Source organism: Paenibacillus sp. Soil750, assembly GCF_001428045.1.
In the GTDB taxonomy this organism is placed as follows: domain Bacteria; phylum Bacillota; class Bacilli; order Paenibacillales; family NBRC-103111; genus Paenibacillus_E; species Paenibacillus_E allorhizoplanae.
In genome coordinates this window covers 32,837-59,236 of sequence record NZ_LMSD01000018.1, presented here as the reverse complement: position 1 = coordinate 59,236, position 26,400 = coordinate 32,837, and the positions used below count along the sequence as shown (strand labels likewise).

Sequence of the window (26,400 nt, the reverse complement as noted above, 5' to 3'; positions counted from 1 at the left end):
GGACCCACGCGTTCCCATCTCGAACACGACCGTTAAGCCCTCCAGCGTCGATGGTACTTGAACCGCAGGGTTCTGGGAGAGTAGAACGTTGCCAAGCAATTGAGAGAGCCTTACTTGGAGAAATCCAGGTAAGGCTCTTTTTTTGCATTAAATCGGTGACCGCAGATCCCATCTATTTCGCTCAATGAGAAAATTGTAGCAAAAGTTGACTGGCGACACGTAGTAGAATGTTGGTAAATCGAGTGGTAATAACACTTTTTATTTAGATTACTCTCGAATAAATCCCTAGGTAAGGTCAACAATAGTAAGGTTCACATATGGCTATCGGATTTGTAGGGAGACATTTTAGAGCAGTACTTGTCAAAAAGAAAGGAAATGATTATAATTTAGTTAAGGTCAAAGAAAGTCAAAGTCAATTTACTTCTAGAAATCTGGGAGGCCGAATTGATGCGCAATGTATCAGAAATTATTGAACAGTATTTGAAGCATGTCTTGCAACAAAGTACGGAAGGGGCTATCGAGATTCAACGGAACGATTTGGCGGACCAGTTTCAATGCGTGCCATCTCAAATCAATTATGTCATTAGTACAAGGTTCACCTTGGAAAAAGGCTATGTGGTGGAGAGCAAACGCGGCGGCGGCGGTTATATTCGGATTCAGAAGATCGAGCTCAAGAGTCATGGATCTATTCTAGATCACATTTTCCGTACGATTCATACCCACATTGATCAAGTCACCTCAGAGGGGCTCATTTATCAATTGCAAGAGGGGCATTATATTTCCACCAGAGAAGCTAACCTGATTCGGGCAGCGATATCCAGAGATGTATTGACCTTTAAACTCCCGCTGCGCGATGAAATTCGGGCTAAGATTCTCAAAGCAATGCTGATATCCTTGCTTAGCAGATAAGGAGGCAGATGGAATGGTTTGTCAGGAATGCGGGAAACGACCGGCGACTCTTCACTTCACGAAGATTGTGAATGGAGACAAGAACGAGTTCCACATTTGTGAGAATTGTGCCCGCGAGAAGGGCGAGATGATTCCAGGCACATCGAACGGCTTTTCGATTCACAATTTACTTTCAGGTTTACTTGATTTTGAACCATTGTCCGCGGCGAAGTCTCAGGCTATCCGCTGTGATAACTGCGGTCTTACGTACTCGCAATTCAGTAAATTAGGTCGGTTTGGTTGTGGGTCCTGTTATCAAAGCTTTTCGGTCAAACTTGATCCTCTTTTCAAGCGAGTTCATGGGAATATCGTGCATGTAGGGAAAGTTCCCAAGCGAAGTGGCGGTATTATTCAAAGCAAGCGTGAAATCGATCTTTTGAAGAAAGATATGATGACCTGTATCGAGAGCGAAGAGTTCGAGCAGGCTGCCCAGATACGTGACCAAATTCGTGAGATTGAGAAGAAAATTGCGGGTATGTAAGTTTGTAAGGGAGTGTGAATCCAGTGACATTACAGCGGTTTACAGGAGATGCTTTGAGCGAATGGATGAAAGGTGAGGGGCCAGAGTCGGATATTGTCATAAGCAGTCGGATCCGTATTGCTCGTAACCTGAGAGATTATCCATATCCTATGCTCGCGACCAATCAACAATCACAGGAAGTGCTGGAACAGTTATCTGGTGTTCTTGAGAATGAAGAGTTGGAGACGATAAGCAACTTCTCGCTCATTCCACTCGCGGAGCTGAATGAGCTCGAGCGAATGGTGCTAGTGGAGAAACATTTAATTAGTCCTAATCTAGCTAACGAATCCAGGAATGGGGCCGTTATTTTAAGCGATAATGAATCGATCAGTATCATGATCAATGAAGAGGATCATCTTCGCATACAATGTTTATGTCCTGGTTTCCAGATTAAAGAGGTTTGGGATCTGGCCAACCAGATTGATGATATTTTTGAAACACAGATGGATTACGGATACGATGAAAAAAGAGGCTACCTTACGAGCTGCCCGACAAATGTCGGCACAGGGATTCGCGCTTCGGTTATGATGCACCTCCCTGCGCTAGTGCTTAGTCAGCAAATTAATCGTATTTTATCCGCAGTTACACAAGTTGGGTTGACGGTTAGAGGATTATATGGGGAAGGTAGCGAAGCTTTAGGTAATCTATTCCAAATCTCTAATCAAATTACGTTAGGTCAATCGGAAGAAGAGATCATTGATAATTTATATAGTGTGGCCAGGCAAATTATAGAGCATGAACGGGCCGCGAGACATAAGCTATTACAAGAGTCTAGAATGCGGATAATTGATCGTGTGAATCGGTCCCTTGGTATTCTATCCTATGCGGGGATTATGGACTCTAAGGAAGCGGCACAGCGGTTGTCAGATGTACGACTGGGTATTGACGTGGGTATCATCAACAATGTATCCTCTCATGTTCTTAATGAACTACTGGTCATGACGCAACCTGGTTTTCTTCAGCAATATGCGGGCGAGAAGCTGAATGCGGAAGAGCGAGATATGAGACGGGCGGAACTGATTCGCGAGAAGTTTGGCAGGGTATAAGAAAGAAGAAGTGAGATAAGATTCATCCTTTAGGAATTCCATAGATATACTACTTTTGGAGGTGTTCGCTATGATGTTTGGCAGATTTACGGAACGTGCGCAGAAGGTGCTTTCTCTTGCTCAAGAGGAGGCTGTTCGATTAGGACATAACAATATTGGAACAGAGCACATTTTACTAGGACTTATTCGTGAAGGTGAAGGCATTGCTGCTAAAGCACTCGTTGCGCTCGGCCTAGGTCTTGAGAAAATTCAAGATGAAGTCGAATCTCTAATTGGCAGAGGACAAGAACAGCCGACCAACATTGCATATACGCCTAGAGCTAAGAAAGTAATCGAACTTTCGATGGATGAAGCGAGAAAATTAGGTCACACGTATGTGGGGACTGAACATATTTTGCTCGGACTTATCCGTGAGGGTGAGGGCGTAGCAGCAAGAGTTCTTAATAATCTTGGCGTTTCCTTGAACAAGGCACGTCAACAAGTTCTTCAGTTGCTAGGCAGCAGCGAAACAGTGTCACCTAGTCATGGTACCAATCCAAATGTGAACACGCCTACATTGGATGGTCTGGCAAGAGATCTGACTGCGTATGCCAAAGAAGGACATTTGGACCCAGTTATCGGCCGTAGCAAAGAGATTGAGCGTGTGATTCAAGTATTGAGTCGCAGAACCAAAAACAATCCTGTACTCATCGGCGAACCTGGGGTTGGTAAAACAGCGATTGCGGAAGGCCTTGCACAGAAAATCATTAACAATGAAATTCCGGAAACGTTAAAAGATAAACGCGTTATGACGCTGGATATGGGTTCTGTTGTTGCAGGAACGAAGTATCGCGGTGAATTCGAAGATCGTCTCAAAAAAATCATGGACGAAATTCGTCAAGCGGGCAATATCGTCTTGTTCATTGATGAGCTTCATACCTTGATTGGCGCTGGCGGAGCGGAAGGGGCAATTGATGCTTCTAACATCCTGAAACCGGCACTTGCTAGGGGAGAGCTTCAATGTATTGGTGCTACAACGCTAGATGAGTACCGCAAATACATTGAGAAAGATGCTGCACTTGAGCGTCGTTTCCAACCGATTACGGTAGATCAACCATCACCTGAAGAAGCTGTTCAGATTCTGTATGGCTTGCGTGATCGCTATGAAGCGCATCACCGTGTGAAAATCACCGATGCTGCGATTCAAGAAGCTGTTAAGCTATCGGATCGTTACATCACGGATCGTTTCTTACCGGATAAAGCGATTGATTTGATCGATGAAGCGAGTTCCAAAGTAAGATTGCGTTCTTACACGACACCACCTTCCTTGAAGCAGCTTGAAAGCAAGCTAGAAAACATCCGTAAAGAGAAAGACGCAGCGGTTCAGAGCCAAGAGTTCGAGAAAGCTGCAGGCCTTCGTGATACGGAGCAAAAGCTTCGCGAAGAGCTAGACTCGACGAAGAATGAGTGGAAAGAGAAACAAGGTCGTCTGGATACAGAAGTAACACCAGATGATATCGCTCAAATCGTAGCGAGTTGGACGGGAATTCCGGTTAGCAAACTTGCTGAAGAAGAAACCGATCGTTTGCTCAAAATGGAAGATATCCTTCATGAGCGCGTCATTGGACAAGAAGAAGCAGTTAAAGCTGTGAGTCGTGCGATCCGCCGCGCAAGAGCAGGTCTGAAAGATCCGAAGCGTCCGATGGGTTCCTTCATTTTCTTAGGACCAACGGGTGTTGGTAAAACCGAGCTTGCACGTGCGCTAGCAGAATCCCTCTTCGGAGATGACAACGCCGTTGTTCGTATCGATATGTCCGAGTACATGGAGAAGCATTCGACTTCCCGTTTGGTAGGGGCGCCTCCAGGTTATGTGGGTTATGAAGAAGGCGGTCAGCTAACTGAGAAAGTTCGCCGCAAACCATACTCCGTTGTCTTGCTCGATGAAATCGAGAAAGCACATCCTGAGGTGTTCAACATCCTGTTGCAAGTGTTAGAGGATGGTCGTTTAACGGATTCCAAAGGCCGTACCGTTGATTTCCGTAATACGCTAATCATTATGACTTCCAACGTCGGCGCGGACATGATTAAGAAAAACTCCTCGCTTGGCTTCACAGCTGCACTTGATGCTGGAAGAGACTATACGAATATGAAAGACAAGGTTATGGGCGAGTTGAAGAAAAGCTTCCGTCCTGAGTTCCTTAACCGGATTGATGAAATCATCGTGTTCCACTCTTTGGATGAAGCACACATTGCTCAAATCGTTAGCTTAATGGCTGATGATCTGCGCAAGCGTCTGAAAGAGCAAGAGGTTGATTTCTTGTTAACGGATAAAGCGAAGATGTTCCTGGCCAAGGAAGGATTTGATCCAACCTACGGTGCGCGTCCATTACGCAGAGCGATCCAGAAGCATATCGAAGATCGCCTATCGGAAGAATTGCTGAGAGGTAATATTTCCAAAGGTGATTCACTCACGATTGATGAGAATGAAGGGGAACTGGTTGTCCTTAAGGGCGAAGGCGTCTCATTAACGAAATAAGAGATAGTGAAGAAGCATTTCACTTCATCCGATGAGGGTGGGGTGAGATGCTTTTTATTTAAGCCAGCAGTATTTCTAGATAAACGCTCCTGTCCTAACTGGACGGTTGTAGTCGTTTATTTTGTTTCAGCACTTTCATGAGAAACATAAAAATGGTAAACTTTATTGGTAAGGATAACCAAAACGGATATCCCCATGTTAAGGAGCAACTTCTTCTATGAGTAAACAAAAAACCAAATTTAGCTGTCAAGAATGCGGCTATGATTCACCGAAATGGATGGGTAAATGCCCAGGTTGTCAGTCATGGAATACGATGGTGGAAGAAATTGAAACAGTCGTTCGTACGCAGGGTATGACATCTTCGATCCCCAAAACGAAAGAAAAAGCGATCCCCATCATACATATAGAAAGCAGCTCTGAACCGAGAGTTGTCACAAGCAATAAAGAATTAAATCGGGTCCTAGGTGGAGGTATCGTCCCTGGATCACTTATCCTCGTTGGTGGAGATCCCGGTATCGGGAAATCAACCTTGCTTCTGCAAACGTCCTTCGAACTCACACAAGCCCAGCAAAAAGTCCTTTATATATCAGGAGAAGAGTCCATTAAGCAGACAAAGCTTCGCGCCGATCGTTTAAATGCGTCATCTCCGCTGCTATACGTATTATGTGAGACGAACCTCGAACTTATCGAGGAAGCTATACAAGAAACGAATCCTGACTTTCTCGTCATTGACTCGATCCAAACGGTATTTCACCCGGCGATCACTTCGGCGCCTGGAACCGTATCGCAGGTTCGAGAATGCACAGGCCATTTTATGAGAATAGCTAAGGGTAAGGGAATTGCAACGGTCCTTGTCGGGCACGTGACGAAGGAAGGGGCAATAGCGGGGCCTAGAATGCTAGAGCATATGGTCGATTGTGTTCTCTACTTTGAAGGGGAGCGGCACCATTCCTATCGTGTGTTAAGAGCGGTAAAGAACCGTTTTGGCTCAACAAATGAAATTGGTATCTTTGAAATGCAAGAGGTTGGTCTCGTAGAAGTTAACAACCCATCGGAGCTGTTTCTATCGGAAAGGCCACTTGGTGTGGCTGGTTCTGCTGTTGTTGCAAGTATGGAGGGGACGCGTCCCGTATTAGTGGAGATTCAAGCACTCGTCTCCTCGACGAATTTTCCATCTCCGAGAAGGATGGCGACGGGGGTTGATCACAATCGTCTCTCCTTAATTATTGCAGTGTTAGAGAAACGTATGGGCATGTTCTTGCAAAATCAAGATGCTTATCTCAACGTGGCAGGTGGAATCAAGCTGGATGAACCAGCGGTGGATCTGGCGATCGCCATTAGTATCGCATCCAGTTTCCGAGATCAACCGACGCAGCCATTTGATGTTGTGTTCGGTGAAATCGGCTTAACAGGAGAAGTCCGCGGCGTATCTCGGATTGATCAACGTGTGAAGGAAGCAGAAAAGCTTGGTTTCCGTAGAGTGATTATGCCAGAGAAAAGTTTGAAGGGGTGGACACATCCGAAAGGCATGGAGATTATTGGGGTAAACACGGTGGCTGAGGCATTGAAAGCAGCGCTGGGTTAGCGTGAGTTCTGCAAGCTATAAGCCTTCAGGAGGAAAATGATGAGTAAAGAAGAGATGAAACGAGATGTGATGAGCCAATTGCTCCAACTGGTAGCACCTGGTACACCATTTCGTGATGGTTTGGAGAATGTCTTACGCGCCAAAACAGGTGGGCTGATCGTTGTAGGTTTCAGTTCTGAAGTAACTGAAATTGTAGATGGAGGGTTCTCCATCAATTGCGATTTCTCGCCTAACTATTTGTATGAGCTTGCCAAAATGGATGGTGCGATTATCCTCAGCGAGGACATCAAGCGCATCCTTTATGCGAACACCCAGTTGATCCCGGATTCCTCCATATCTTCGTCAGAAACGGGGATTAGACACCGGACAGCGGAGCGTGTGGCGAAGCAAACGAATAAATTAGTTGTGTCCATTTCACAGAGGCGGAATGTCATTACACTTTATCAAGGTAATTTAAGGTATGCGTTGAAGGATATCGGTGTCATCCTGACCAAAGCGAATCAAGCAATCCAAACGTTGGAGCGGTACAAGGTTGTTTTGGATCAGTCTTTAACGAATCTGAGTGCCTCGGAGTTTGAGGAACTAGTAACCTTGCATGATATTACCAATGTCATTGCCAGATTTGAGATGGTTTTACGCATTAAAGCGGAAATTAATCGATATATTAATGAACTTGGCAATGAGGGACGCTTAATCAGCATGCAATTAGAAGAACTTGTTGGCAATGCGGAACTTGAGGCGCGTTTGCTCGTAAAAGATTATGTAAGAGAATTATCCGAAGAAAGAGTCAAGGAGATGCAGGCTGGTTTGAAGCGTCTGTCATCTGATGAGCTGCTAGAGCCCCAGCAAATTATTCGCTTGCTAGGGTATTCTCATACCAATTCGATTGCTGAAGAGCCAGTTTCCCCACGTGGCTTCCGCATTTTAGGCAAAATTCCGCGGTTACCATCCATCATTATTGGTAATCTAGTGGAGAAGTTTGGCTACTTGCCACACATGATGATGGCGACGATCGAGGAATTGGATGAAGTTGACGGAATCGGAGAAGTGAGAGCCCGCGCCATTAAGGAAGGTCTCAAAAGAATTCAGGAACAAGTGTTCATTGACAGACATATTTAAAGTGGATACAATCATAAAGTATCATTGTTAAGGTTTCATGTAGTCAAGTTTAGGGTATAGTAAATCCAGAGGTGGACAAAAACATATGTTAACAAAGTCAATTCCCAGTCTCTTTACAGTAGGGAACTTATTCCTAGGCGTACTATCGATTATCCTAGCCTTCAGTGGAGAACATGGCATCGCTGCCGTTCTTGTCATTGTCGCTATGCTATTGGATGGACTCGATGGACGTGTTGCGAGAGCGTTGAACGCTCAAAGTGAGTTCGGTAAAGAATTAGACTCCTTATCCGATGTGATCTCTTTCGGTGTCGCTCCTGCTTTCATCATGTATGTAGTTGCATTTAATGATCCTACCGTCATTAGCCCAGCTTTTGCTTGGATTGTCACAGCGATCTTCCCGATCTGTGGAGCGCTGCGGTTAGCTAGATTCAATGTTGTTGCCGGTACGCCTGGCTATTTCATCGGTTTACCGATTCCAGCAGCAGGCGGTGTTCTTTGTACGTTAGCTCTTTTCGTGAACGATATTAACGTCTATGTGCTTCTTGTAAGTACAGTTCTATTGTCATACTTAATGGTCAGCACAGTGAAATATCCGAACTTCAAAAAAGCGGGTATTCCTAAAGCAGCGATTTGGATTACGCCAATTATCGTTGCAGCAGCGATTTTGATTGCAATTAAATGGCCTGAGTCCATTTCCAAAATGATTTTCGTACCGCTTTTGATGTACGCTCTTTACGGCCTAAAAAAAAACGTTGATGGATACTTCATCCGTCTCCGTAATCTTCGCAGAAAGAACAAAAGACGTGGCGTGGATGACACGAATTCAGTGAAATCTGACGTGTAAGCGCATTGTTCGAAAATAAAAAGCATTTATTTTCTCCTGATCTTCAGGAAGAAAATAAATGCTTTTTTTGTTTTCATCATCATGACATGTTGAATAGGCCCAGTGTTGTACATTTCTTTGACTCATTCTCAACGACTTGCTCCAAATTAATATCAAGAATGTTACTTAGCGCAGACATGTAGAAGAGATTCCTACCTAGTTCGCTACTAACGACCTCAATGCATTGTTCACATAAGTGACCAGATACATGGGTGCCTAGAACATCCTTAGCCTCATCCAGGGTCATCTCTGGATGATACTCTTGCTTAGCTGCATGAACCTGAATACATCCACATTCAGTAATGGATTTCACCACGGAACGGTTGGCAGCTGCGCCTGACTGTTGAAATTTGGATAAGACATCAAGCAGACTACGGTGACGGAGTAACAATTCAGACACTTGATCTTGAAACTGCTTTAAAGTCAAGGAGCTCATTCCATCCACCTCGGGTAGGTTGGTAACTTCCATTTCATTATAATGGATGCCCTCTAATATTTCAATTTTCCGACTAAAGAAGTGATTAACGTTGCATAAATTGGAACATAATTGTAATAAGGCTCAAAAAAAGTTGATGCAGGAGGTGAATCTGTGATGAAGAAATGGGTACAAATCATTTTAGCCATCATGGGTGGCAGTTTAGGTTATAGGTGGAGCGATTCGTTCCTACAAACGACGGATGTGACAAGTCAAGCAGGACAAGTATTTTGGATTAATAGCTTATGTGCAGTAGGGATGTTTTTGATTTCAGCGTGGGTAGCTAACATTGGCATGAACTTGCTGATGAGAGGCGAGCGCAATGTCACGGATATTCCCGTGTCGGATTTACTATCTGGTACATTAGGACTCGTGATTGGGCTATTGGTTTCAGTCATGTTATTTCCTGTGCTTGAGCAAGCCAAATGGGCAGGGCCATTCTTACCTTTCCTTGTATCGGCTGTATTGGGCGTTATGGGCTTCCGTATCGGTTACAGCAAGCGGGAAGAACTTGTGCAGGTCATTGCGAAGAGCAGATCTGGAGGTCCTGAGAAGCAGACCCATCGTCCGTACGAGGAACATAAGATTTTGGATACGAGTGTCATCATCGATGGCCGGATCGCAGATATTTGCAAGACGGGATTTATCGAGGGAACCCTGGTGATTCCGGAGTTCGTATTGGAAGAGCTGCAGCATATTGCAGACTCATCAGACCTACTGAAGCGAAACCGTGGGCGTCGCGGACTGGACATTTTGAACAAAATCCAAAAAGAACTTGAAGTGAAGGTCCTCATTTATGAAGGGGATTTCGAAGAAATCGCCGAAGTGGACAGCAAGCTGGTGCGCTTAGCCAAGGTGCTTCAAGGGAAAGTGATTACGAACGATTTTAACCTGAACAAAGTATGTGAACTTCAAGGTGTATCGGTGCTCAATATCAACGATCTTGCGAATGCGGTGAAGCCAGTTGTCCTACCGGGAGAAGAAATTATTGTTCAAGTCATTAAAGACGGCAAGGAACATGGACAAGGTGTAGCTTATCTCGATGATGGTACGATGATCGTTGTTGAAGGCGGACGTGATTTCATCGGTATGACGCTTGAAGTGATGGTAACGAGTGTGCTTCAGACTTCGGCGGGTCGAATGATTTTTGCGAAACCAAAACTATTGGAAAAAGCACAGTAAAACCAGTATGATAAGGAGATGTAACATAGCTCTTTCAAGTTGACTTGGGCTTATGATTACGAAGAAAGCTTTCGTTTGGAAGCGCCAAGTTGGAGGACTTATGGGGAAGCTAGGAGTTATCATCGTAGCAGCGGGCAAAGGTTCGCGCATGGGTACAGCAGAAAGCAAACAATACCTGCAACTGGGAAAGAAGCCAATTCTGGTACATACCTTGCAATTATTTCAAAACATACATGAAGTGGATGAAATTATTCTCGTTGTGGGTGCAGATGATGTGGCTCGCTGTAGTGGCTATGTCGCGAGTTATGCACTTACGAAGGTAACATGTGTGCTGGCGGGTGGCGCAGAGCGGCAAGATTCCGTTAGACAAGGTCTCCATGCCTTGCAAGAGGGTACGCAATGGGTGCTTGTGCATGACGGTGTTCGCCCTTTCGTAAGAAAAGAACATATGTTCGAGTGTCTGAAAAAGGCACAAGAAATAGGGGCAGCTGTCTTAGCCGTTCCCGTCAAGGATACAATTAAAGTTGTGGATGCAGCAGATAAGCGCATTCAATCAACACCGGATAGACGAAGCTTGTGGGCCATCCAAACGCCGCAGGCTTTTCGTCTTTCTCTCCTACAGGAGGCGCACGAGAAGGCCCAACAGGATATGTTCATGGGGACAGATGACGCGAGTTTAGTGGAGCGTCTGGGCGCAGCGGTGCATGTAGTAGAAGGGGACTATTATAATATCAAAATAACGACCCCAGAAGATTTACCTTGGGCAGAATGGATTTTACATAACGTAAGGGGAGAGGAACGCACATGATTCGTGTAGGAAATGGATTCGATGTTCATCAATTGGTAGAAGGACGTAAGTGCATCATTGGAGGTGTAACGATTCCTTATGAAAAAGGGTTGCTGGGACACTCCGATGCGGACGTGCTGTTGCACGCGATTAGTGACGCGATCTTAGGCGCACTCGGTCTTGGCGATATCGGTAAGCATTTCCCGGATACAGCTGCCGAGTACAAAGATGCGGATAGCTTAGTCTTATTGAAGCGGGTATGGCAATTGGCGAAAGAGAAGGGTTACAAATTAGGGAATGCAGATTCCACGATTATTGCTCAGAAACCGAAGATGCTGCCGTATATCCCACAAATGGTTGAAATCATTGCTGCCGCACTAGAAGCAGAGACTGATCGAGTGAACGTGAAAGCGACAACAACAGAACAGCTTGGATTTACTGGCCGTGGCGAGGGAATCGCAGCACAATCGGTTGTTTGTTTAATTCGCGATGTGATAAAATAGCAGGTATTCATGCATGGAAGAAGAAAAGGGGATACAACGATGAGTCAGCCTTTACGCGTGCGTTATGCACCTAGTCCGACTGGACATTTACATATTGGCGGTGCCCGTACGGCACTGTTTGATTATCTATTAGCTCGTAAGAACGGCGGCGCATTTGTTGTGCGCTTTGAAGATACGGATCAAACGCGTCATAAGGAGTCTGGCATCGATGACCAGTTGAATGGTCTGAGATGGCTTGGCCTAGAATGGGATGAAAGTGTGGATATCGGAGGTCCTTATGGTCCTTACCGTCAAATGGAGAGACTTGATATCTACAAGACCTACCTAGATAAACTGTTACAGAGCGATCACGCCTATGGCTGCTATTGCTCTGAAGCCGATCTAGAACAAGAGCGCGCTGAGCAAGAGGCAAGCGGGGAAATGGGCGGCTACTCCGGCAAATGCCGTAATTTGACGCCTGAGCAAATCGCCGCGTATCAAGCGGAAGGCCGTGTGCCTTCAACGCGTTTCCGTGTACCAGCGGATCGTATCATTGCCATCGAAGACAAAGTTCGCGAACATGTGGAATTCGATTCCAATGGGATTGGCGATTTCATTATTGCGCGCCCAGATGGGATCCCGACCTACAACTTTGCCGTTATTGTGGATGATCACTTGATGAAAATCAACTTGGTTATTCGTGGGGAAGAACATCTATCCAATACGCCAAGACAAGTTCTGATGTACGAAGCGTTGGATATGCCGATTCCTGACTTCGCGCATTTAGCTTTGATTTTGAATCCGGATCGTAAAAAGATGAGCAAACGGGATGAGTCCATCATCCAGTTTATCGAGCAGTACAAAGAGCTTGGTTATTTGCCAGAAGCGGTGCTTAACTTTATCGCATTGCTAGGTTGGTCACCAGGCGGGGAAGAAGAGATATTCACGAAGGAAGAATTAATCGAACAGTTTGATCTGGATCGTGTATCCAAGAGCCCGGCTGTGTTTGATATGGATAAATTGAATTGGATGAACAATGCGTATCTAAAAAAAGCTCCGCTATCCCGCATCGTTGACCTATGCGTACCGCATTTGCGCAAAGCCGGCTACCTGCAACAAGGTGACTTGAATGCTGCTACTGGGGCATGGGTGGAGGCACTCGTTAGCCTTAATCAAGAAAGAATGCGCTACGCGGCTGAAATCGTGGAATTGTCTGCGATCTTCTTCAAAGAGGAGCTGGTCATCGATGATGAAGCGGCTGCTGTATTGAAAGAAGAGCATGTCCCTGTTGTGCTGACTAGTTTCTTAGCTCAAGTCGAGCAAGCGGAAGCTTTCACAGTTGAAGCCATGCCGGCGCTTCTTAAAGCAGTACAGAAGGAAACAGGCTTCAAAGGAAAGCAGCTGTTCATGTCTGTTCGCTCCGCGTTGACTGGTCAAGTCCATGGACCGGATCTGAATGTGTCCCTTTTCCTACTTGGGAAAGAAAAAGTCGTTTCACGTCTTCAGAGCTTATTGTAAAGCGAGGTTCTTTTCGCTATACTTAACTCAATGAAATACGAAAATGCCATGATCAGGAGAGTATGGTTAAGTGAGGATTTGTCAGAGAGGATAATCAAGGCCGTGAGGCTTTGGCTGTGAGTTATCCAATCCTTGTAATCAGAAATGCACCTGGGAGCAGCCGCGCCGAATACTCATTGAGTAGGGTAGGCGCAGCCGGAACACCCACGTTACGGGTTTGAGTTGGGAGACTTCCGAGTCACCAAGCAGAGTGGAACCGCGATAACCACGCCTCTGCAGCCTTAGGGCTGCAGGGGCTTTTTTTTATTTTATTCCAACATCATTCTAGGCAAGAAGGTGAGCATATGTGGTCAACGATCAAATCTGATATATCCGCCGTATTCGATAATGACCCCGCAGCGCGCAGTTGGTTTGAGGTTGTTTTTACGTATTCGGGACTTCATGCGATTTGGTCGCATCGGATTGGACATTGGTTTTATACAAGAAGGATGTTTACCCTGGCACGTATCGTTTCTCAAATTAGCCGATTCATGACAGGCATTGAAATCCATCCAGGAGCAACAATTGGCAGAAGGTTGTTTATTGACCACGGGATGGGTGTTGTCATCGGGGAAACCTGCGAGATCGGGGATGATGTGATCTTGTACCAAGGTGTAACTTTAGGTGGAACGGGGAAAGAGAAAGGTAAGAGACACCCAACAATTGGCAATAATGTAGTTATTGGTTCTGGTGCCAAAATTCTCGGGTCCTTCCTCGTAGGTGAAAACTCACGTATTGGCTCTAATGCAGTAGTGATTCAGGAGGTTCCATCCAATAGCACGGTCGTTACGATACCTGCCAAACTTGTGAAGCGAGACGGTGTGCGTGTGAATAGATTAGATCATGGCAATTTGCCCGATCCGATCGTCGATATTTTCCAAGAATTACAAAATCAAATTAATGAGTTGAAATTCCAATTGGAAGAAGAACGGAAGCAGAATGGAGAATTGAGGAGAACATGACACTCAAAGTATATAATACCTTAACGCGCAAGAAGGAAGAGTTTGTTCCGATTGAACCTGGCAAAGTGAAGATGTACGTATGTGGTCCAACCGTATACAACTATATTCATATTGGCAACGGACGTCCTGTAATATTTTTCGACGTGGTTCGCCGTTATTTGGAATCGCAGAATTATGAAGTCAACTATATTACGAACTTTACCGATGTGGATGATAAAATGATTCGCAAAGCCGAAGAGATGGCAGTTTCTGTACCCGAACTTGCTGAAACGTTCATCGCGGCATTCTTAGAAGATATCCAATCTTTGGGTGTTCATGATGCCACGCTGAATCCGCGTGTAACGGAGAACATTCAAGAAATCATCGATTTCATAGCTGCGCTTGTTGAGAAGGATTTCGCATACGAAGCGCGTGGTGATGTGTATTATAGAACGTCGAAATTCACGGATTACGGTAAGCTCTCTAAACAAAATTTGGAAGAACTTCAGCACGGAATTCGCATTGAGGTGGATGAGCGTAAAGAAAATCCTCAGGACTTTGTCCTATGGAAAGCGGCGAAACCAGGTGAGATTTATTGGGATAGCCCTTGGGGCCAAGGTCGCCCAGGCTGGCATATTGAGTGCTCCGCGATGGTGCGCAAATATTTGGGTGAAACGATTGATATTCACGGAGGCGGGCAAGATTTAACGTTCCCTCACCATGAATGTGAGATTGCTCAAACCGAGGCGGTAACCGGTCATCCAATGGCCAATTATTGGTTGCACAATGCTTTTCTAAATATCGATAATGAGAAAATGTCGAAATCGCTCGGAAATGGTATTTTAATTCGCGATCTAGTCAAACAAATTAAACCGCAAGTATTCCGTTTCTTCATGTTATCGGCTCATTATCGAAATCCACTTAATTTCAGTGATGAGAGTTTGAAGCAAGCGGCGAATGCGTTGGAACGGATTCAGAACGCTTATGATAATATGAAGCACCGACTAGCTACAGCTTCTGCTACTGGTGAAGTTGAAGCGGAAATTACAGATAAACTGCAGGCAATTTCGAAACAATTCGTGGATAAAATGAATGATGATTTCAATACGCCGGATGCGATTACCGCGGTGTTCGATCTTGTTGCGGAAGCGAATTTGTACTTGCAACAGGAGCGGGTACATGCGGATGCAGTAAAATTGTATATGGAACAGCTAGAAGCATTCGATGCAACTCTGGGCATTCTTTCACAACAAGCAGATGAATTGCTGGATGAAGAGATCGAGCAGTTGATCGTTGAACGTACGGAGTCACGGAAATCGAAGAATTGGGCACGCGCGGATGAAATCCGTGATTTGCTGACGGAGAAAGGGATATTCCTTGAAGATACACCACAGGGTATCCGCTGGCGCCGCAAATGACCGAAATGAATCTTGATGCTGCTAACTTGTTTTCCTTCCCGCCATCGAAAAGTCCGCATTTATTAAATCCGCTAGTACTGGCGTATATTGGGGATGCGGTGTATGAAGTCTACATCCGACAATATGTCATCTCAGGGGCGAATCATCGCCCTAATCATTTGCATAAGGCTTCAACAGGTTTTGTGTCTGCCAAAGCGCAGTCCAGATTATTGACGGCCTTGATGCCCACATTAACGGAAGAAGAAGTAGACATCGTGAAGCGGGGGCGTAATGCCAAGTCAGGAACAACAGCCAAAAACGCGGATGTGCTGGAATACCGGCACAGCACCGCGTTTGAGTGCTTAATCGGATATTTATATTACAAACAATCCTTTGAGCGATTGAAAGAGATATTAGACTTCGCAATCTCGTTTAAAGATAAACAGAAATAGACAAGCATTCGCACGTACTTTTAGGAGGAATTAGGATGGATGAAGACATTATCGGCGGGAAGCACTCCGTATTGGAGGCGCTTCGTGCCGGACGGACGATTAATAAAATATGGATTGCCGAAGGTGCTCAGAAGCAATTCGCAGGACCGATTGTGGCAGAAGCCAAGAATCTAGGCATTATTGTCCAATTTACGGACAAGCGTAAGCTGGATCAAATGGCAGAGGGACTCCAACATCAAGGCGTCGTTGCACAAGTTGCAGCGTATGCCTATGTAGAAGTGGAGGATATCTTAGCCAAGGCGAAAGCGCTCGGGCAAGAACCGTTCATTTTGATACTCGATGAAATTGAAGATCCGCATAACCTAGGGTCCATTCTGCGTACAGCTGATTGTACGGGGGTTCATGGTGTGATTATACCGAAGCGCCGGTCCGTAGGGTTAACGGCAACAGTTTCCAAAACATCTGCTGGCGCAGTTGAGTATGTGCCGGTGGCACGTGTGACGAATATTTCGCAAACGATTGAGCAATTAAAGGAACAAGGTGTTTGGGTTGCAGGTACGGATGTTACGGCTGCTCAAGATGTCTATAAAGCCAACTTTACGATTCCGATTGCCTTAGTTATTGGAAACGAAGGTAAAGGTGTGGGTCGACTCATTAAAGAAAGATGCGACTTCTTAGTCAAGCTGCCAATGGCGGGACATGTTAATTCATTGAATGCCTCTGTTGCCGCGGGTGTATTGATGTATGAAGTGGTAAGACAGCGCAATAAGAGCTAAATGGGATGGAACAGATCCTAATTGTAGATGGCTACAACATTATCGGCGCCTGGCCTGAGTTGAGTAAATTAAAGGATACCGATCTTGAAGGTGCACGTGACGGTTTGATCCATATGCTTGCAGAATTTCAATCCTTTTCAGGTATGAAGGTCTATTTAGTTTTTGATGCCTACATGGTACCTGGACTGGGCAAGAAATACGTGCAGAATAAACTAGCTGTGCTCTATACCAAAGAGAAGGAAACCGCAGATGAGCGAATCGAGCGATTGGTTACGAATCTGATGGGAAGGCGCAAGGAAATATTCGTGGCGACGTCAGATATGATTGAGCAGCATGTCATATTTGGTAAGGGAGCGCTCCGCATGCCCGCGAAAGAATTGCTAGTGAAAATTAAACAGAATCGTAAAGAGGTTCGTGAACGTATAGTAACTGAGACGACAACTAAACGAAATCCATTCGGAGGCAAGCTGAGTGACGAGATGAAAGCGAAGTTAGAACGATGGCGAAGAGGGGAGTAAATCCTCCAAATGCTAGAAATGGTGGGGTTCCCCGTTGACGGTGTGAGATTTCATCATGTATACTTAACCTAACTTTTATAGTGAAATCTGGGTAGTCTTGCAGGCCGGAGGGATTGTTGGTGAGTGTCGACCTCAAAGAACTGAGAATGTATGATTATGACCTCAAGCCAGATGAAGACATTGTCGAAGCAGTCCGTGAAGGCAGTAGCGAAGCTTTGGAATATCTTATCAACAAGTATAAGAATTTTGTTCGTGCTAAAGCGCGTTCTTATTTTTTGATAGGTGCAGACCGAGAAGATATTGTGCAGGAAGGCATGATAGGTTTATATAAATCTATCCGCGACTTCCGAGGAGACAAGCTTGCTTCATTCAAAGCCTTTGCTGAACTGTGTATCACGCGGCAGATCATCACGGCGATTAAGACAGCAACTCGTCAAAAGCATATACCTCTTAATTCCTACGTGTCCTTGGATAAGCCCATCTATGATGAAGATTCTGATCGTACACTGCTCGATGTTATTAGCGGCTCCCGGGTAACAGATCCCGAGGAATTGGTTATTAATCAAGAAGAGTTTACGGGACTTGAAGATAAAATGGGAGAGATTTTAAGTGACTTAGAGCGTAGAGTGCTTATGCTCTATCTCGATGGCAGATCCTATCAAGAAATTGCTGTGGATCTCGATCGCCATGTGAAGTCAATTGACAATGCTCTCCAACGTGTTAAGCGTAAGCTTGAGCGGTATTTGGAAGTCAGAGATTTATAGAAATGCCCGTGCCGCATGAGCTGTACGGGTGTTTTTCTTTCTTAGTATGTTTAGTAACCCTCGGGAGAGCCTATACTGGTGATACTCTTGCATTTGTGAGACTTCTACCTTGACACTCGGGGGACAGTTGTGATAAAGTGTTTCAGGTAGCCCTAAAAGTCGCTTTCTTTTTGATGCGCTTAGAAGGGCTTTAATTAGAAAGTGTCTGTAGGAGGTGTACATCATGCGGGTCATCATCACATTAGCGTGCACAAATTGCAAACAAAGAAACTATGCATCCACTAAAAATAAGCGCAACAATCCCGACCGTATTGAGTTGAAGAAATATTGCAAATTTTGCAATGAACATACTGCTCATCGCGAGACTAGGTAGTTCTTTGGAGGTGTAGTTTGTGGCGTTCTTGGCTAGAATGAGACAAAGCTTCGGATCCACTTTTTCCTTCTTCACCGACAGTTGGTCAGAACTCAAAAAGGTCAAGTGGCCAAGTCGCAAAGAGATGACTACTTATACGCTTGTCGTTATAGGTACAGTAACTTTTGTTGCTATTTATTTTTTTGTGCTGGATCTAGGAATTTCTGAGTTGCTGCGCCTTGTTTTTAAATAAACAGGACTATAGGTGAATTTATTCATGGAAAAAAGATGGTACGTCGTACATACCTATTCAGGGTATGAGAACAAAGTGAAAGCCAACTTAGAGAAGCGCGTTGAGTCTATGGAAATGACGGACAAGATCTTCCGTGTGCTTGTGCCTATGGAAGAAGAACTGGTAAACAAAGACGGCAAGAAAAAAGTCGTTATGCGTAAAGTTTATCCAGGGTATGTTCTCGTGGAAATGATTCAAACCGACGACTCATGGTACGTAGTACGTAATACGCCAGGAGTAACTGGATTCGTAGGTTCTACAGGATCTGGCTCTAAACCAACTGCATTATTACCTGAGGAAGTTGAATCGATTCTGAAGCATATGGGAATGGAAGAACCGAAGGAAGTAATTGACTTCGAACTGAAAGAAACCGTACGCGTCAAGGTGGGTCCATTTGCAAACTTTGTTGGCTCTGTCGAAGAGATTATTGCCGATAAGGGTAAACTGAAGGTACATGTCAACATGTTCGGAAGAGAAACACCGCTTGAGCTCGATTTCGACCAAGTGGAAAAACTCTAAGGGCATGACAACCAAAAGGGTCTACCAGGTCTATTCCTTGGGATAGACCTACGTTAGTGGGATCGCATTAGTTTCCTGAATAGCGAGGCTTTGATTCGTCGAAGACTCCTATATTACTGCAAGGAGGTGTCTATCATGGCAAAAAAGGTTATTAAAATCGTGAAGCTACAAGTTCAAGCTGCGAAAGCAAATCCAGCACCACCGATCGGTCCAGCATTGGGTCAAGCAGGTGTGAACATCATGGCTTTCTGTAAAGAGTTTAACGCTCGTACTGCTGATCAAGTTGGTCTAATCATTCCAGTTGAAATCACAGTTTTCGAAGACCGTTCCTTTACATTCATCACTAAAACGCCTCCGGCTGCAGTTCTTCTTCGCGTCGTTGCTGGTATCGAAAAAGGATCAGGTGAACCGAACAAGAAGAAAGTTGCAACTGTGAAACGCGCTAAAGTTCGCGAAATCGCTGAACAAAAAATGCCTGACCTAAATGCTGCATCCGTTGAGGCTGCAATGCGTATGGTTGAGGGTACTGCTCGCAGCATGGGAATCGTCATCGAAGATTAATTCCGCAAGGAATGCGACTGTGTAAGCTCGAAGCCTACAGAAGTGTTTTCTACGAAAACATGGAGGTCGCTCGGTGGGAGGATTATCCGCTAATACCACTAAGGAGGATAAATATTATGCCTAAACACGGTAAAAAATACCGCGAAGTAGCTCAGCTTGTAAATGCTGAAACTTTGTATGATCCGTCAGAAGCAATCGAGCTTGTTAAGAAAACAGCTCCTGCTAAATTCGATGAAACTGTAGATGTTGCAGTTCGTCTGGGTGTAGACCCAAGAAAACAAGATCAGGCTGTTCGTGGTGTTGTTGTACTTCCACACGGTACTGGTAAAACAAAACGCGTTCTCGTATTTGCAAAAGGCGAGAAAGCAAAAGAGGCTGAAGCAGCTGGTGCAGATTTTGTTGGTGATGCAGACATGATCAACAAAATTCAACAAGGTTGGTTCGAGTTCGATGTTTGCGTAGCTACTCCGGACATGATGAGCGAAGTTGGTAAACTGGGTCGTATCCTCGGGGGTAAAGGTTTAATGCCAAACCCTAAAGCAGGAACAGTTACTTTCGACGTTACCAAAGCTGTTCAAGAGATCAAAGCTGGTAAAATCGAATACCGTCTTGATAAAGCAGGCCAAATCCATGCTCCACTTGGTAAAGTATCTTTCGATGCAGACAAGTTGAACGAAAACTTCAAAGCATTGGTTGATGCACTTGTTCGTGCGAAACCAGCAGCGGCTAAAGGTGTATACCTTAAGAACATTGCTGTATCCTCCACAATGGGTCCAAGCGTACGTGTGAACCTGTCATCCTTCAGATAAGTAAAAGCTACCAGTTGACTTCGGTTGCTGGGCGTGATACTCTATCAAAGGTCCTAAAAATGAATATGCAAACCGTAGACAGTAGGTGCTGAACAGCTTAATTTCCTACCGAGGTGTTATGATATATATAACGATTTCTTTGTACATCAGGGAAAAAGTGAACACATCATGCCTTCGTAGCGTCTACGAAGGCATTTCTTATTCATAGATAAGAAATGCTAATGCTCCTACTGTTTGCGATCTTGAAAGATAAATGCATAAGAAGTGAGGTGTACTATGGCAAACGCGAAAATTCTTGCAGAGAAAGAACAAGCTGTAGCTGAAGTAACTGAGAAGTTTAAAGCTAGCAGTTGTACAATCGTAGCAGATTACCGTGGTTTGAACGTAGCTCAAGTAACTCAGCTGCGCAAAAGCTTACGTGAAGCTGGTATCGAATTTACAGTTCTCAAGAACTCTTTGGCGAGACGCGCAACGGCTAACGCTGAACTGACTGGGTTGGATGAGTTCTTAACAGGACCAACAGCTATTGCTTTCAGCAAAGACGATGTAATCTCTCCAGCTAAAATCTTGACTGAATTTGCGAAAAAGAACGATAAACTTAGCGTGAAAGCTGGCGTGGTCGAAGGTCGCGTAGTTGGATCCAGTGAAATCAAAGCACTTGCAGAACTTCCATCCAGAGATGGTCTTCTCTCCATGTTGCTTAGCGTTCTTCAAGCTCCAGTTCGTAACTTTGCTCTTGCTGTTAAAGCAGTTGCAGAGAAAAAAGAAGCTGAAGGTCAAGCTTAATATTAACGCTCTACCTGTCTTACAAACAAAAAAACTAATTTATTAATGATAATGGAGGTTTAACCATGAGCACAAATGCAACGATCCTAGAAGCAATCAAAGGCATGACAATCTTGGAATTGAACGACCTGGTTAAAGCAATCGAAGAAGAGTTTGGCGTTACAGCGGCAGCTCCAGTAGCAGCAGGCGTAGCAGCAGTAGCAGTTGAAGAAGCTCAAACTGAGTTTGACGTTATCTTGACAAGCGCTGGCGCATCCAAAATCAACGTAATCAAAGTAGTTCGCGAAATCACAGGTCTTGGCCTGAAAGAAGCGAAAGACCTTGTTGACGGAGCTCCAAAAGCAGTTAAAGAAAAAGTTAGCCAAGAAGAAGCAGACGCTGTTAAAGCTAAGCTTACTGAAGCTGGCGCTTCCGTAGAAGTTAAGTAATTTCTTTTTCTTAGGAAACCTCTTGAAGCTTGACTTCAAGAGGTTTTTTTCAACATTTAAATACGGTAGTTCACAGGATATGAACGGCATTGCTGTTTATTGTGCCTAAGTTTTTACCCTTAGGAAAGCCTTAGGAACGCACGTGGTTATTGGATTTTCCTATAGGTAGAAAAGGAGGGAATTCAAACGTGTCAGAGCATTACTACACACAAAAGCCGACCGTAAAAAGCGATGTCCATACAACGCAGGAAATGCTTCGTGGTAAGACATATACGTTTTTAACAGATGCGGGTGTGTTTTCTAAAAAAGGTGTCGATTATGGAAGTAAGCATTTAATAGAAACGATGGAACTATCGGAAGATGCTAGTGTTCTCGATGTGGGTTGTGGCTACGGACCGATGGGGCTGAGTGCAGCAGTGATGTGTCCGAAAGGACATGTGACAATGCTCGACATCAATGAAAGAGCAGTTGAACTTTCGGCAGAAAATGCGCGGCGAAATGGTATTACCAATGTCACTATTCTGCAGAGTGATCTGTTGGAAAAGGTGAAGGATAAGAAGTTTGACGCTGTTCTGACCAATCCGCCGATCCGTGCGGGGAAAGAAACGGTCCATAAGATTTTCGTGGATGCTTACGATTGCTTGAAAGATGGAGGCTCTATATGGGTTGTAATTCAGAAGAAGCAAGGGGCGCCATCGGCAGTGAAGAAGCTGGAAACCATGTATAGTGAAGTGGTTGAGGTTTCAAAGGACAAAGGCTACCGCATTCTTAAAGCGACGAAGTAAATCTCTTGTGAATATACGTGGGAATTTGTTTGACTTGACATTTCAAATGTGATATTATTAAAAAATGTCAGTATTAAGATGGGACACATGTCTTTAGTTAGTAAAAATGTCAAGTCTTTTTTTCAGCCTTTATGCATGGAATTTGAACCCATAACGTATAATGTTTGAATTTTGGGAAATTCTAACAGGATGGGAAGAAAATCTTGAAAAAGTTATTGAATACAGAAAAAAACCTTCATCCATACAGTCGCTTAATTCGGACGGGCTCCAATAACGGAGGCGTCCTGAGTGTACGTCGGTCGAAGTTTTTCTTCTTTCTTTTTATTTATTGAGTAGAGTTGAGGGGTGAATGAAAGTTGGCGGGACATCTTGTTCAATTTGGACGACGTAAACGCAGGACTTATGCACGAATTAATGAGGTTCTGGGCATTCCAAACCTGATTGAAATCCAGCAAAAATCCTATGAGTGGTTTTTGGAAGAGGGACTTCGTGAGATGTTTCAGGATATCTCCCCGATTCAGGATTTTACAGGGAACCTAGTACTGGAGTTCATTGACTATAGCTTAGGGGATCCTAAGTATTCCGTTGATGAGTCCAAAGAACGCGACGTAACGTATGCGGCGCCGTTAAGAGTCAAAGTCCGTTTGATTAATAAGGAAACCGGTGAGGTCAAGGAACAAGAAGTGTTCATGGGGGATTTCCCTATTATGACTGATACGGGAACGTTCATTATTAACGGTGCGGAGCGTGTAATCGTCTCCCAGCTCGTTCGTTCTCCCAGTGTTTATTATAGCACGAAAGTGGATAAAAACGGCAAAAAAACTTACACAGCTACAGTGATTCCTAACCGTGGAGCATGGCTGGAACTTGAGACAGATGCGAAAGATATCATCTATGTTCGTATTGATCGCACGCGTAAAATTCCAGTTACCGTATTGCTTCGTTCATTAGGATTTGGTACGGATGCTGAGATTCTAGATTTGCTTGGCGACAACGAATATATTCGTAACACGCTAGATAAAGATAACACGGATTCTACGGAAAAAGCGTTAATCGAAATCTATGAGCGTCTTCGTCCAGGTGAGCCGCCTACGCTTGATAATGCAAGAAGTTTGATCGTTGCTCGTTTCTTTGATCCGAAGCGTTACGATTTGGCTAACGTAGGTCGCTACAAAATCAACAAAAAATTACACATCAAAAACCGCTTGTTCAATCAACGTTTAGCTGAAACATTGGTAGATTCCGAAACGGGAGAAATCATTGCTGAAGCTGGTCAATTATTGGATCGTCGTGTGTTAGATGAGATCCTACCTTTTATTGAAAAAGGTGCAGGATATAAAGAGTTTACAATTCCTAAAGGTGTAACTGGCGCGGATACAATTCCTGTTCAGTGCATTAATGTTTACTCACCAACAGAAGAAGGCAAGGTAGTTAAGGTTATCTCTAACGGTGTTATTGATAAAGCTGTCAAAAACATCACGCCTGCCGATATCATCTCTTCCATTAACTACTTTATTAACTTACTTCATGGTATTGGAAATACGGATGATATTGACCATCTTGGTAACCGTCGACTTCGTTCTGTAGGTGAATTGCTTCAAAATCAATTCCGTATCGGTCTTTCCCGTATGGAACGTGTAGTTCGTGAGCGTATGTCGATTCAAGACGCTAACGTGATCACGCCGCAAGCGTTGATCAATATTCGTCCTGTTATCGCATCGATCAAAGAGTTCTTTGGTAGTTCCCAACTTTCTCAGTTTATGGATCAAACGAATCCACTTGCTGAATTGACGCATAAGAGACGTCTGTCTGCACTCGGACCCGGCGGTTTGACGAGAGAGCGTGCAGGGATGGAAGTTCGTGACGTGCATCACTCTCACTATGGCCGTATGTGTCCAATTGAGACGCCTGAGGGACCGAACATTGGTTTGATCAACTCCTTGTCTACGTTTGCCCGCATTAACGAGTATGGTTTCATTGAAGCTCCGTACCGTTGGGTAGATCCGAAGACTGGTTTGGTTACTGATCAAATCGCTTACCTGACTGCGGATGAAGAAGATAACTACGTTATCGCGCAAGCGAATGCGAAATTGACGGAAGAAAACAAGTTCGTCGAAGATGCGATTATCGTTCGTTACAAAGATGACAACTTAACACTTCCGGTTGAACGTGTCGACTACATGGACGTTTCTCCGAAACAGGTTGTTTCTGTCGCAACAGCGTTAATCCCGTTCCTTGAAAACGATGACTCCAACCGTGCGTTAATGGGTTCCAACATGCAGCGTCAAGCAGTTCCACTTCTTATCCCTAAAGCTCCGCTTGTAGGTACAGGAATGGAGCACAAGGTTGCTAAGGACTCAGGAGTATGTATTGTCTCCAAATTTGATGGAATTATTGAGAAAGCTGCTGCGAATGAAATTTGGTTGCGTCGCCAAGAAATGGTTGATGGCAAGCTAGTAAGTGGCAACATCGTGAAATATAAGCTTCACAAATTTATGCGTTCTAACCAAGGTACTTGCATTAATCAACGTCCGATTGTTAAAAAAGGTCAATTGATTAAAGCCGGCGATATCCTTGCTGATGGACCATCTACTGAACAAGGTGAATTGGCGCTTGGACGTAACGTAGTCGTAGCTTTCATGACTTGGGAAGGTTACAACTATGAGGATGCGATTTTGCTTAGCCAAAAGCTTGTTAAAGAAGATGTGTATACCTCCATTCATATTGAGGAATACGAGTCTGAAGCTCGTGATACGAAGCTTGGACCTGAAGAAATTACTCGCGACATCCCGAACGTAGGGGAAGACGCACTTAAGAATCTTGATGAGCGCGGAATCATTCGTGTTGGTGCTGAAATCGGCGCTGGCGACATCCTTGTGGGTAAAGTAACACCGAAAGGTGTAACGGAGTTAACAGCGGAAGAAAGATTGCTACACGCAATCTTCGGTGAGAAGGCTCGTGAGGTTCGTGATACGTCCCTACGCGTACCGCATGGTACAGATGGTATTGTCGTTGATGTGAAAGTATTTACGCGTGAGAATGGCGATGAGCTGCCTCCAGGTGTAAACCAACTTGTTCGTGTCTATATTGCTCAAAAGCGGAAAATTTCCGAAGGCGACAAAATGGCGGGACGTCATGGTAACAAAGGGGTAGTAGCACGTATTCTCCCTGAAGAGGATATGCCTTTCCTTCCAGATGGTACGCCGGTTGAAGTCGTTCTGAATCCACTAGGGGTTCCTTCCCGGATGAACATCGGTCAAGTACTTGAAGTTCACTTAGGTATGGCTTCCAAGTATTTGGGTATTCATGCTGCAACACCGGTATTCGATGGTGCGCGTGAGTATGACGTATTTGATGCCATGGAAGAAGCAGGTATGCAACGTAGCGGTAAAACGATTCTGTACGATGGTCGTACAGGGGAGTCCTTCGAACGTGAAGTAACCGTTGGCGTGATGTACATGATTAAATTGGCACACATGGTTGACGATAAAATCCATGCTCGTTCCACAGGACCTTACTCCCTTGTTACTCAGCAGCCGCTGGGTGGTAAAGCGCAGTTCGGTGGACAACGTTTCGGGGAGATGGAGGTATGGGCACTCGAGGCTTATGGAGCTGCTTATACATTGCAAGAAATTCTTACCGTTAAGTCAGATGACGTTGTGGGCCGTGTGAAAACGTACGAATCCATTGTCAAAGGCGAGAACGTTCCAGAACCAGGCGTTCCGGAATCCTTCAAAGTTTTGATCAAAGAGCTTCAAAGTTTAGGTATGGATGTTAAGATCCTGTCTGGCGACGAAGAAGAGATCGAAATGCGCGAAGCTGATGACGACGACGAAGTGACGAGCGATAAATTAAACCTAAACATTGAGGGCTCCGAGCTTGGGGTCAACGAATAGTAACACTGCATTAGAACGAGAACGA

Annotated in this window: 27 protein-coding genes, 1 rRNA gene and 1 other annotated feature; of the genes, 27 read left to right on the top strand and 1 reads right to left on the bottom strand. The window is 44.7% G+C overall.

The features are described from left to right. The 8 genes from rrf to pssA all read left to right on the top strand — a co-directional run. Nucleotides 1–97: ribosomal RNA gene (rrf, locus tag ASL11_RS19505) — 5S ribosomal RNA — on the top strand; the annotation flags it as partial. 350 nt (nucleotides 98–447) lie between these two features. Next, a complete protein-coding gene (locus ASL11_RS19500) occupies nucleotides 448–909 on the top strand; it encodes a CtsR family transcriptional regulator (RefSeq protein WP_056618373.1) in 462 nt (153 codons plus the stop codon). Nucleotides 910–922: 13 nt separating this feature from the next. After that, the gene (locus ASL11_RS19495; protein WP_056618372.1) at nucleotides 923–1,429 is read left to right on the top strand and encodes a UvrB/UvrC motif-containing protein; all 507 of its coding nucleotides are present in this window, start codon (nucleotides 923–925) and stop codon (nucleotides 1,427–1,429) included. Nucleotides 1,430–1,452: 23 nt separating this feature from the next. Continuing rightward, the gene (locus tag ASL11_RS19490) at nucleotides 1,453–2,514 is read left to right on the top strand and encodes a protein arginine kinase (RefSeq protein ID WP_082595604.1); all 1,062 of its coding nucleotides are present in this window, start codon (nucleotides 1,453–1,455) and stop codon (nucleotides 2,512–2,514) included. Between the two features lie 70 nt (nucleotides 2,515–2,584). Beyond that, nucleotides 2,585–5,029, top strand: a complete 2,445-nt coding sequence (clpC, locus tag ASL11_RS19485; protein ID WP_056618369.1) for an ATP-dependent protease ATP-binding subunit ClpC — start codon at nucleotides 2,585–2,587, stop codon at nucleotides 5,027–5,029. A 217-nt stretch (nucleotides 5,030–5,246) separates the two neighbouring features. Beyond that, a complete protein-coding gene (gene radA, locus ASL11_RS19480; RefSeq protein ID WP_056618365.1) occupies nucleotides 5,247–6,614 on the top strand; it encodes a DNA repair protein RadA in 1,368 nt (455 codons plus the stop codon). Between the two features lie 39 nt (nucleotides 6,615–6,653). After that, nucleotides 6,654–7,733 carry a DNA integrity scanning diadenylate cyclase DisA gene (disA, locus tag ASL11_RS19475; RefSeq protein WP_082595602.1) on the top strand — a complete coding sequence of 360 codons (1,080 nt, stop codon included), beginning with the start codon at nucleotides 6,654–6,656 and terminating at the stop codon, nucleotides 7,731–7,733. An 85-nt stretch (nucleotides 7,734–7,818) separates the two neighbouring features. Further along, nucleotides 7,819–8,577 carry a CDP-diacylglycerol--serine O-phosphatidyltransferase gene (gene pssA / locus ASL11_RS19470; RefSeq protein WP_056618353.1) on the top strand — a complete coding sequence of 253 codons (759 nt, stop codon included), beginning with the start codon at nucleotides 7,819–7,821 and terminating at the stop codon, nucleotides 8,575–8,577. Nucleotides 8,578–8,656: 79 nt separating this feature from the next. Here pssA and ASL11_RS19465 read toward each other — a convergent pair whose 3' ends face one another. Next, nucleotides 8,657–9,052: a hypothetical protein gene (locus tag ASL11_RS19465; protein ID WP_056618352.1), complete on the bottom strand. Its 396-nt coding sequence runs from the start codon at nucleotides 9,050–9,052 to the stop codon at nucleotides 8,657–8,659. Nucleotides 9,053–9,205: 153 nt separating this feature from the next. Between ASL11_RS19465 and ASL11_RS19460 the strand changes: the two genes are divergently transcribed. From ASL11_RS19460 to rpoB, 19 genes are all read left to right on the top strand, one after another. Beyond that, a complete protein-coding gene (locus ASL11_RS19460; RefSeq protein ID WP_056618349.1) occupies nucleotides 9,206–10,273 on the top strand; it encodes a PIN/TRAM domain-containing protein in 1,068 nt (355 codons plus the stop codon). 52 nt (nucleotides 10,274–10,325) lie between these two features. Further along, nucleotides 10,326–11,081, top strand: coding sequence for a 2-C-methyl-D-erythritol 4-phosphate cytidylyltransferase (gene ispD, locus ASL11_RS19455; protein WP_235550515.1), 756 nt, complete (start codon nucleotides 10,326–10,328; stop codon nucleotides 11,079–11,081). Next, nucleotides 11,078–11,563, top strand: coding sequence for a 2-C-methyl-D-erythritol 2,4-cyclodiphosphate synthase (gene ispF / locus ASL11_RS19450; RefSeq protein WP_056618346.1), 486 nt, complete (start codon nucleotides 11,078–11,080; stop codon nucleotides 11,561–11,563). Before ispD ends, ispF begins: the two co-directional genes overlap by 4 nt. A gap of 39 nt (nucleotides 11,564–11,602) precedes the next feature. Then, on the top strand, nucleotides 11,603–13,060 hold the full coding sequence (gene gltX, locus ASL11_RS19445; RefSeq protein ID WP_056618343.1) for a glutamate--tRNA ligase: 1,458 nt from the start codon (nucleotides 11,603–11,605) through the stop codon (nucleotides 13,058–13,060). Between the two features lie 344 nt (nucleotides 13,061–13,404). After that, nucleotides 13,405–14,061, top strand: coding sequence for a serine O-acetyltransferase (gene cysE / locus ASL11_RS19440; RefSeq protein ID WP_056618342.1), 657 nt, complete (start codon nucleotides 13,405–13,407; stop codon nucleotides 14,059–14,061). After that, nucleotides 14,058–15,458, top strand: a complete 1,401-nt coding sequence (cysS, locus tag ASL11_RS19435; RefSeq protein WP_056618340.1) for a cysteine--tRNA ligase — start codon at nucleotides 14,058–14,060, stop codon at nucleotides 15,456–15,458. The genes cysE and cysS overlap by 4 nt, the downstream gene beginning before the upstream one ends. Then, a complete protein-coding gene (locus tag ASL11_RS19430) occupies nucleotides 15,455–15,889 on the top strand; it encodes a Mini-ribonuclease 3 (protein WP_327205106.1) in 435 nt (144 codons plus the stop codon). The genes cysS and ASL11_RS19430 overlap by 4 nt, the downstream gene beginning before the upstream one ends. 35 nt (nucleotides 15,890–15,924) lie before the next feature. Further along, a complete protein-coding gene (rlmB, locus tag ASL11_RS19425) occupies nucleotides 15,925–16,665 on the top strand; it encodes a 23S rRNA (guanosine(2251)-2'-O)-methyltransferase RlmB (protein WP_056618335.1) in 741 nt (246 codons plus the stop codon). A gap of 5 nt (nucleotides 16,666–16,670) precedes the next feature. Next, nucleotides 16,671–17,183, top strand: coding sequence for an NYN domain-containing protein (locus ASL11_RS19420; RefSeq protein WP_056618332.1), 513 nt, complete (start codon nucleotides 16,671–16,673; stop codon nucleotides 17,181–17,183). A 119-nt stretch (nucleotides 17,184–17,302) separates the two neighbouring features. After that, on the top strand, nucleotides 17,303–17,947 hold the full coding sequence (sigH, locus tag ASL11_RS19415; RefSeq protein ID WP_028557511.1) for an RNA polymerase sporulation sigma factor SigH: 645 nt from the start codon (nucleotides 17,303–17,305) through the stop codon (nucleotides 17,945–17,947). 223 nt (nucleotides 17,948–18,170) lie between these two features. Next, nucleotides 18,171–18,320 carry a 50S ribosomal protein L33 gene (gene rpmG, locus ASL11_RS35900; protein ID WP_079418041.1) on the top strand — a complete coding sequence of 50 codons (150 nt, stop codon included), beginning with the start codon at nucleotides 18,171–18,173 and terminating at the stop codon, nucleotides 18,318–18,320. Nucleotides 18,321–18,339: 19 nt separating this feature from the next. Continuing rightward, nucleotides 18,340–18,552 (top strand): preprotein translocase subunit SecE, encoded by a 213-nt coding sequence (gene secE, locus ASL11_RS19410; protein ID WP_047683213.1) that lies wholly within the window; start codon nucleotides 18,340–18,342, stop codon nucleotides 18,550–18,552. A gap of 24 nt (nucleotides 18,553–18,576) precedes the next feature. Beyond that, a complete protein-coding gene (nusG, locus tag ASL11_RS19405) occupies nucleotides 18,577–19,110 on the top strand; it encodes a transcription termination/antitermination protein NusG (protein WP_028557509.1) in 534 nt (177 codons plus the stop codon). A 135-nt stretch (nucleotides 19,111–19,245) separates the two neighbouring features. Beyond that, nucleotides 19,246–19,671 (top strand): 50S ribosomal protein L11, encoded by a 426-nt coding sequence (gene rplK / locus ASL11_RS19400; protein ID WP_028557508.1) that lies wholly within the window; start codon nucleotides 19,246–19,248, stop codon nucleotides 19,669–19,671. Between the two features lie 116 nt (nucleotides 19,672–19,787). After that, a complete protein-coding gene (gene rplA / locus ASL11_RS19395) occupies nucleotides 19,788–20,480 on the top strand; it encodes a 50S ribosomal protein L1 (protein WP_028557507.1) in 693 nt (230 codons plus the stop codon). Between the two features lie 54 nt (nucleotides 20,481–20,534). After that, nucleotides 20,535–20,688: a sequence feature (ribosomal protein L10 leader region), on the top strand. A 68-nt stretch (nucleotides 20,689–20,756) separates the two neighbouring features. Beyond that, on the top strand, nucleotides 20,757–21,266 hold the full coding sequence (gene rplJ, locus ASL11_RS19390) for a 50S ribosomal protein L10 (protein ID WP_056618329.1): 510 nt from the start codon (nucleotides 20,757–20,759) through the stop codon (nucleotides 21,264–21,266). Between the two features lie 65 nt (nucleotides 21,267–21,331). Further along, a complete protein-coding gene (gene rplL / locus ASL11_RS19385; protein ID WP_056618322.1) occupies nucleotides 21,332–21,694 on the top strand; it encodes a 50S ribosomal protein L7/L12 in 363 nt (120 codons plus the stop codon). 188 nt (nucleotides 21,695–21,882) lie between these two features. Then, the gene (locus ASL11_RS19380) at nucleotides 21,883–22,479 is read left to right on the top strand and encodes a class I SAM-dependent methyltransferase (protein WP_056618315.1); all 597 of its coding nucleotides are present in this window, start codon (nucleotides 21,883–21,885) and stop codon (nucleotides 22,477–22,479) included. A 356-nt stretch (nucleotides 22,480–22,835) separates the two neighbouring features. Beyond that, nucleotides 22,836–26,375, top strand: coding sequence for a DNA-directed RNA polymerase subunit beta (gene rpoB / locus ASL11_RS19375; protein WP_056618311.1), 3,540 nt, complete (start codon nucleotides 22,836–22,838; stop codon nucleotides 26,373–26,375). Nucleotides 26,376–26,400: the final 25 nt, after the last annotated feature.